This window comes from Streptomyces sp. NPDC004667, assembly GCF_040609475.1.
Taxonomy (GTDB): Bacteria; Actinomycetota; Actinomycetes; order Streptomycetales; family Streptomycetaceae; genus Streptomyces.
The window spans coordinates 117,563-123,622 of sequence record NZ_JBEXKC010000017.1; the positions used below are offsets into that span (position 1 = coordinate 117,563).

Consider the following 6,060-nt stretch of genomic DNA (forward strand, 5'->3'; position numbering starts at 1 on the left):
TTCCACACGGGGAAGAGGGTGAGCGGGCGATGGACAGTGCGGCGGATACCGGCGGCTATCAGGCGTGGTCGGAGGTCACCCCCGACGCCGCGCGGCGGCTGTTGGTCGCGGCCGTCGAGGCCTTCGCCGAACGCGGCTACCACGCGACCACCACGCGCGACATCGCCGGCCGGGCCGGCATGAGCCCGGCGGCGCTCTACATCCACTACAAGACCAAGGAAGAGCTGCTCCACCGCATCAGCCGGATCGGCCACGACAAGGCGCTGGAGATCCTGGAGACCGCCGCCGCCGGGCCCGGAACCTCGGCCGACCGGCTCGACGCGGCCGTACGGTCCTTCGTGGGCTGGCACGCCGCGCACCACACCACCGCGCGCGTGGTCCAGTACGAGCTCGACGCGCTCGCGCCCGAACACCGCGGCGAGATCGTGGCGCTGCGCCGCGAGAGCGACGCCGCCGTGCGCCGCATTATCGCCGAGGGGGTCCGGGCGGGGGAGTTCGACGTCCCCGACGTCCCCGGGACCACCCTCGCCGTGCTCTCCCTCTGCATCGACGTGGCCCGCTGGTTCAGCACCGCCGGGCACCGCACGCCCGACGAGGTCGGCGCGCTCTACGCCGACCTCGTGCTCCGCATGGTGGGCGCCCGGCCGGCCGCCGGGCCCGTGGTTCAGAAGTAGTAGCGGGACACCGACTCCGCGACGCAGACCGGCTTCGCGCCGCCCTCGCGCTCCACCGTCACCGTCGCCGCGACCTGCACGCCTTCGCCCGCCTCGGTGACCGCCGTGATCACGGCCGTGGCGCGCAGGCGCGAGCCGACCGGCACCGGAGCCGGGAAACGGACCTTGTCCGTGCCGTAGTTGATGCCCATCCGCATGCCCTCGACCCGCATGATCTGCGGCACCAGGCTGGGCAGCAGCGACAGTGTCAGATAGCCGTGCGCGATCGTGGAGCCGAAGGGGCCCGCGGCGGCCCGCTCCGGGTCCACGTGGATCCACTGGTGGTCGCCGGTCGCGTCCGCGAAGAGGTCGATCCGCTTCTGGTCCACCTCCAGCCACTCGCTCGGGCCGAGCACGTCACCGATCCCGGCGCGCAGTTCCTCGGCGGAGGTGAAGATCCTCGGTTCGGCCATGCCCTGCCCCTGTCGTCGGCTGTCACGTCGTCCGCTGGCGCGCAACTAATAAGCGTTTGCTCAGCATGCTGGGGCCCGCATGCGTCTGTCAACGGATCTCCGACTAGGCTCGGCCGCGTGCCGCAGATTCCCGAGAACGTCCACGAACTCACGGTCGGCCAGCTCTCCGCGCGCAGCGGGGCAGCCGTCTCCGCACTGCATTTCTACGAGACCAAAGGGCTGATCAGCAGCCGCCGTACCTCCGGCAACCAGCGCCGCTACACGCGCGAGGCGCTGCGCCGGGTGGCCTTCGTACGCGCCGCGCAGCGCGTGGGCATCCCGCTGGCCGACATCCGCGAGGCGCTGGTCGAGCTGCCGGAGGGGCGCACCCCCACCCCCGAGGACTGGGCGCGGCTGTCCGAGAACTGGCGCGCCGAGCTCGACGAGCGGATCCGGCAACTCAGCGATCTGCGCGACCGGTTGTCGGACTGCATCGGCTGCGGCTGCCTCTCGCTGAAGAAGTGCGCCCTGTCCAACCCGGACGACGTCTTCGGCGCCCGCCTCACCGGATCCCGGCTGTCGCAGTAGCCGCGTCCCGCAGCTCCCGGGCGGCGGCCACCAGTTCGGCATTGGAGCGCGCCGCCCGCCCGTCGGGCAGGTGCAGGACGTCCCCCACGCCGGTCCGCGTGCCGGCACCGCACCGCGCGGCCATCCGCAGCACCGGCCAGGCGGCCGCGTCCCGCCCGTACAGCAGGACCGGCACCGGCGGCAGCCAGCGCAGCGCCGCCACCAGCGCCGGGTCGGCCTCGGCCAGCTCCACCACCAGCCGCACCCGGCCGTGGTCCGGCGGGGCCCACTCCAGGAACCGGGCCAGCGGCTCCGGCCCGGCCCCGCCGCCCAGCGGGACCACGGCGTCCACCGCCACCCCGCGCGCCAGCAGGGCCCGGCCCAGCGCGCCGGCGCCCGGCTCCGCGAACGCCACCTGGGCCCGGTCGGGCAGCACCGTCCAGGACCGCACCCGCTCCAGCCGCCCGGCGGGATCCGGCTCGGCGTCGACGGCGGCCGGAACCGAGAGGGGTACGCGGACCCCCGCGCCGCGCATCTCCTCCAGCAGCGGACCGACCACCCGGGGCGAGAGGCTCTCCCGCCCGCACGGGGTCCTCGGGTGCACCAGTACCTCCCCGGCCCCGGCGGCTACGGCCTCCACCGCCGACTCCGTCAGATCCCGCGGGGTCATCGGCACCGCGCCCCCGTCGCCGGCGCCGCGCGATCCGTTGACCGCCACCTGGAGCACCGCCCCCGGCCCGTCCCCGCCCCGACCGCCGTCCCTGCCCCAACCGCCGTGTCCGCCCAGCCCCTGTCCGCCCGGCCCGCTCACGCCCGGCCCGTCCCCGCCCGGCCCGCTCACGCCGCGCCCGCCGGGGCCTGGAGCACCGCCGCCGGGTGCGCCAGGACCGCGTCCGCGAGCGCCGGTCTCGGCACCACGATCCCGCAGCCCCCGCACACCGGCCCGTCCCACGCCCACGCCCCGGCCCACGCCCCGTGGGCCGTCAGCGACGCCGACCAGCGCAACTCCCGCTCCCCGCACACCGGACAGGCCGTCCCGGGCTCCGATTCCAGCGCCTTCACCAGCCGGCGCAACACCTCGCCGAGCGTCCCCTCCGGCCGCACCCCCGGATCGACGCACCGCACCACGGCGTCCCCGCTGCCGCCCCAGGCCCACTCCGGCCGGCGCACCCCGTCGTGCTTCTCCCGTCTACGGCGCGCCGCGAACTGCCGCTCGTACTCCAGCCAGACCGCCCGGGCCTCCTCCAGTTCCTCCAGGGCCGCGACCAGGCGCAGCGGATCCGCGCCCCGGTCCTCGGGGGCGATCCCGTGCCGGTCGCACAGGTGCCACCACGTCGCCCGGTGCCCGTAGGGCGCGAACCGTTCCAGGCAGCGGCGCAGCGAATGGCGCCGCAGGGCCCGGTCGTTGCGCGCGTCGCGCACCTGGTAGGCCAGACTCCGAAAACCCGCCATCGCACCTTCACCTCCGCCGCCGTGCCCCCGCCCACACCTGTGTTCGCGCTACCCCGTCGAACGAAGCGGCGCGTCCTGACGTGCCCAACATGCCCTGCCGGATGTGGGCGCATGCGGGGGCGGTCGAGGCGTGTGGGTGGCACATGGCCGGAACTCAGCGCCCCATGCGCCCCGCGCCGACCACGATCCGGGCCAGCTCCTCGTGGCAGATGTCGCTGTGCGCCCCCGACGGCGGACCGCCGCGCCGCACCACGGAGCCCGCGTCCACGCTGACGCAACCGGCCGCGGGCAGCCCGTCGCGCAGGGCCGCCTCCAGGCCGATCCGCTGTGCGCCCGGCACCGCCTGCACCCCGTCGTGCCCGACCGCGCCCCACCGCTCGTCGAACCCCAGCAGACCGGCCGAATCTCCCGCCATCCGGGACGCCAGGGGATAGAACAGCCCGAGGGCGCTGTCGTGGGAGGAGTGGCAGGCCACCACGGGGCCGTCGACCCTGCGCTGGAGTCCCCGCAGGGCTCCGCCGCGGCGCGGGTCGTGGGGGAGGCGGTCGCTGAAGGCGTAGTGCGAGAAAGCCCCCTGGAGCAGGGTCAGCGACTTCAGGTGCCGCGCCCCGTCCGGTACGGCGCGCAGGGAGAAGGACACCACCCGCGCCCCGAAGCTGTGGCCTATCAGGTGGACGCGCAGGGCCGGGCGCCGGCCCGCCAGGTCCGCCAGCACCGGCCCGAGCCCGTGCTCGCCGACGACCCCGGCGCGGTTCTTCATCTCGTAGTACGTCGCCTGGCGCAGCAGCTCCTTGGCCCCGCCCCACAGGGCGCGCAGCCCGTCGCCGGGGGCCAGGAGCGAGCTGTTGCCGGGGGCCGGGAGCGAGTCGTCGCCGGTGTCCGTCCCGGAGGCGGCCAGGGCGTCGGCCAGTTCCCGGCAGACCTCCATCACGTCCCGCACGAAGAGCGACGGTACCCCGCGGGCGCCGCCCGGATCCGCCGCGGCCGCGGGACCGCCCGCGCCGCCGGCACCGGTCCGGTCGACATTGGCGAGTTCCCGTACCAGGGCCCCGAACTCGGCGAAGGCGGCCTGCGACTCCGGTCGCCCGTCGAGCAGTTCGGCGACCCGGTCGAGCTCCGCCTGCCGGCCCGGCCAGAACGCCCCGAGCGCCCGCCGCGTGCCGGGATCCAGGCCCGTGGCGGTGTCCGGGGCGGTGTCCGGGGCGGTGTCCGGGGCGGCGAGGGCGGGCCGCGGGTCGAAGTCCGGTATCGGCTCGTCGGAGAAGCGGATCGAGGGCCAGACCACCCCCACGTAGCCGAGCCGCACCCCCGTTCCCACCAGTCCCGGGAAGGGGGCGAAGAAACGGTCGAAGAGCCGGGTCGCGGTGGTCCGGTCGCTGTTCCAGCCGTGCGCGAAGACCAGCAGGTCCGTGGCCTCGATCCGGGCCACCGCCGCCCGCGTCGCCGGATCCACGTCCCCCTGGGCGTCGAAGGTCAGCTCCCGGTAGGGCCCGACGCCCACCCCGGTCGTCGTCGTGGCCGCGGCCGTGGCTCCGGCCCGGGCTCCGGTCGCGAATGCGGCTCCGCTGTCCGTCATGACGTCCCCCTCCATGCCGTGCCGTGCCTGCGGTGCACGCAGCATCCCGCCGCGGGCGCCCGTCGGCCAGACCCGCGGCAGCACGGGATCCGTCCGGCCCGGGGGGTGGGGTCAGGGGTAGAGGAGGTACTGCTCCCGGACCGGCGCGAACCGGGCCAGCCCCGCCGCCCAGTCGGCCGCGATCTCCTCCACCCCCGCCCCCGCGTCCACCAGCGTCCGTACCCGGTCCGAGCCGGTCAGCCGGTCGATCCAGTGGTCCGCGCGCCAGCCGAAACCGCTCCACGCCCGCCGCGCGGTGACCAGCAGGCCGATCCCCGCCCTCACCGGGTCGAAGGCCTCGCGGTCGTGCACGATCAGCCGGACCCCGCCGCAGGGCTTTCCGGCGTGCTTGGAGAAGGAGGGGGTGAACCAGGTCTCCCGGAACCAGACCCCGGGCAGCTCCAGCGCGTTCGCCGCCTCCGCCCAGCGCCGGTCCACCCCCTCCGCGCCGACCACCTCGAAGGGGGTGGTCGTGCCCCGGCCCTCGGAGAGCGTGGTCCCCTCGAACAGGCAGGTCCCCGCGTAGGCCAGAGCGGTGTCGGGGGTGGGCATGTTCGGGCTCGGCGGCACCCACGGCAGCCCGGTGGAACCGTAGAAGGACGCGCGGCGCCAGCCCGTCATGGCCACCGTCCGCAGCCGGACCGGACGGGCGCGCAGGAACTCGCCGTTGAAGAGGAGGGCCAGCTCGGCCGCCGTCATCCCGTGCGCGAGCGCGATCGGCTCGCGGCCCACGAAGCTGGCGTACGGCCGCTCCAGCACCGGGCCGGCCGCCCGGCGCCCGCCCACCGGGTTGGGGCGGTCCAGCACCACCACGGCCTTGCCGGCCAGGGCGGCCGCGCGCATGCAGTCGTAGAGGGTCCAGACGTAGGTGTAGAAGCGGGCGCCGACGTCCTGGATGTCGAAGACGACGGTGTCGATCCCGGCGGCCGTGAAGAGGTCCGCCAGGCGCTGCCCGCTCGTGTCGTACGTGTCGTAGACGGGCAGGCCCGTCGCCGGATCCCGGCCGGTCCCCTCCGAGCCGCCCGCCTGGGCCGATCCGCGGAAGCCGTGTTCCGGCCCGAACACCGCGACCAGGTCCACCCGCGGGTCGGCGTGCAGGACGTCGACCAGGTGGCGGGCGTCGGCGGTGATCCCGGTGGGGTTGGTGACGACGCCGACGCGCTGTCCGGCGAGTTCCGCGTACCCGTCGGCGGCGAGCCGTTCGCATCCGGTGAGCACCCGCCCCGGCGCGGGGGCACCCGCCGCGCCCGCAGTGTTCGAGGTGCCCGCCGCGCCGGGCGTGCCCGCAGTGCCGGCCCTGCCCGCCCTGCCCGCCGTGCCC

At 75.7% G+C, this 6,060-nt stretch carries 7 protein-coding genes; 2 read left to right on the forward strand and 5 right to left on the reverse strand.

What is annotated here, in order from left to right; translation table 11 throughout:
• Window positions 1-29: 29 nt before the first annotated feature.
• A complete protein-coding gene (locus tag ABZW32_RS12855; RefSeq protein WP_356214756.1) occupies window positions 30-674 on the forward strand; it encodes a TetR/AcrR family transcriptional regulator in 645 nt (214 codons plus the stop codon).
• Here ABZW32_RS12855 and ABZW32_RS12860 read toward each other — a convergent pair.
• Complete coding sequence (locus tag ABZW32_RS12860) at window positions 665-1,126, reverse strand: MaoC family dehydratase (RefSeq protein WP_356214758.1); 462 nt, start codon at window positions 1,124-1,126, stop codon at window positions 665-667. The two genes, ABZW32_RS12855 and ABZW32_RS12860, sit on opposite strands and share 10 nt — an antisense overlap.
• Window positions 1,127-1,243: 117 nt before the next feature.
• Between ABZW32_RS12860 and soxR the strand changes: the two genes are divergently transcribed.
• Entirely contained in the window at window positions 1,244-1,693 is a 450-nt protein-coding gene (soxR, locus tag ABZW32_RS12865) for a redox-sensitive transcriptional activator SoxR (protein ID WP_356214760.1), read from the forward strand.
• Here soxR and ABZW32_RS12870 read toward each other — a convergent pair.
• The 4 genes from ABZW32_RS12870 to ABZW32_RS12885 form a co-directional block, all read right to left on the reverse strand.
• Window positions 1,668-2,390 carry a 3-keto-5-aminohexanoate cleavage protein gene (locus ABZW32_RS12870; RefSeq protein WP_356214762.1) on the reverse strand — a complete coding sequence of 241 codons (723 nt, stop codon included), beginning with the start codon at window positions 2,388-2,390 and terminating at the stop codon, window positions 1,668-1,670. The two genes, soxR and ABZW32_RS12870, sit on opposite strands and share 26 nt — an antisense overlap.
• Before the next feature lie 119 nt (window positions 2,391-2,509).
• Window positions 2,510-3,124 (reverse strand): hypothetical protein, encoded by a 615-nt coding sequence (locus ABZW32_RS12875; RefSeq protein ID WP_356214764.1) that lies wholly within the window; start codon window positions 3,122-3,124, stop codon window positions 2,510-2,512.
• 154 nt (window positions 3,125-3,278) lie between these two features.
• The gene (locus tag ABZW32_RS12880) at window positions 3,279-4,700 is read right to left on the reverse strand and encodes a serine-threonine protein kinase (RefSeq protein ID WP_356214766.1); all 1,422 of its coding nucleotides are present in this window, start codon (window positions 4,698-4,700) and stop codon (window positions 3,279-3,281) included.
• Between the two features lie 111 nt (window positions 4,701-4,811).
• A partial coding sequence (locus ABZW32_RS12885; RefSeq protein ID WP_356214768.1) for a DUF1343 domain-containing protein occupies window positions 4,812-6,060 on the reverse strand: 1,249 nt, incomplete at its 5' end.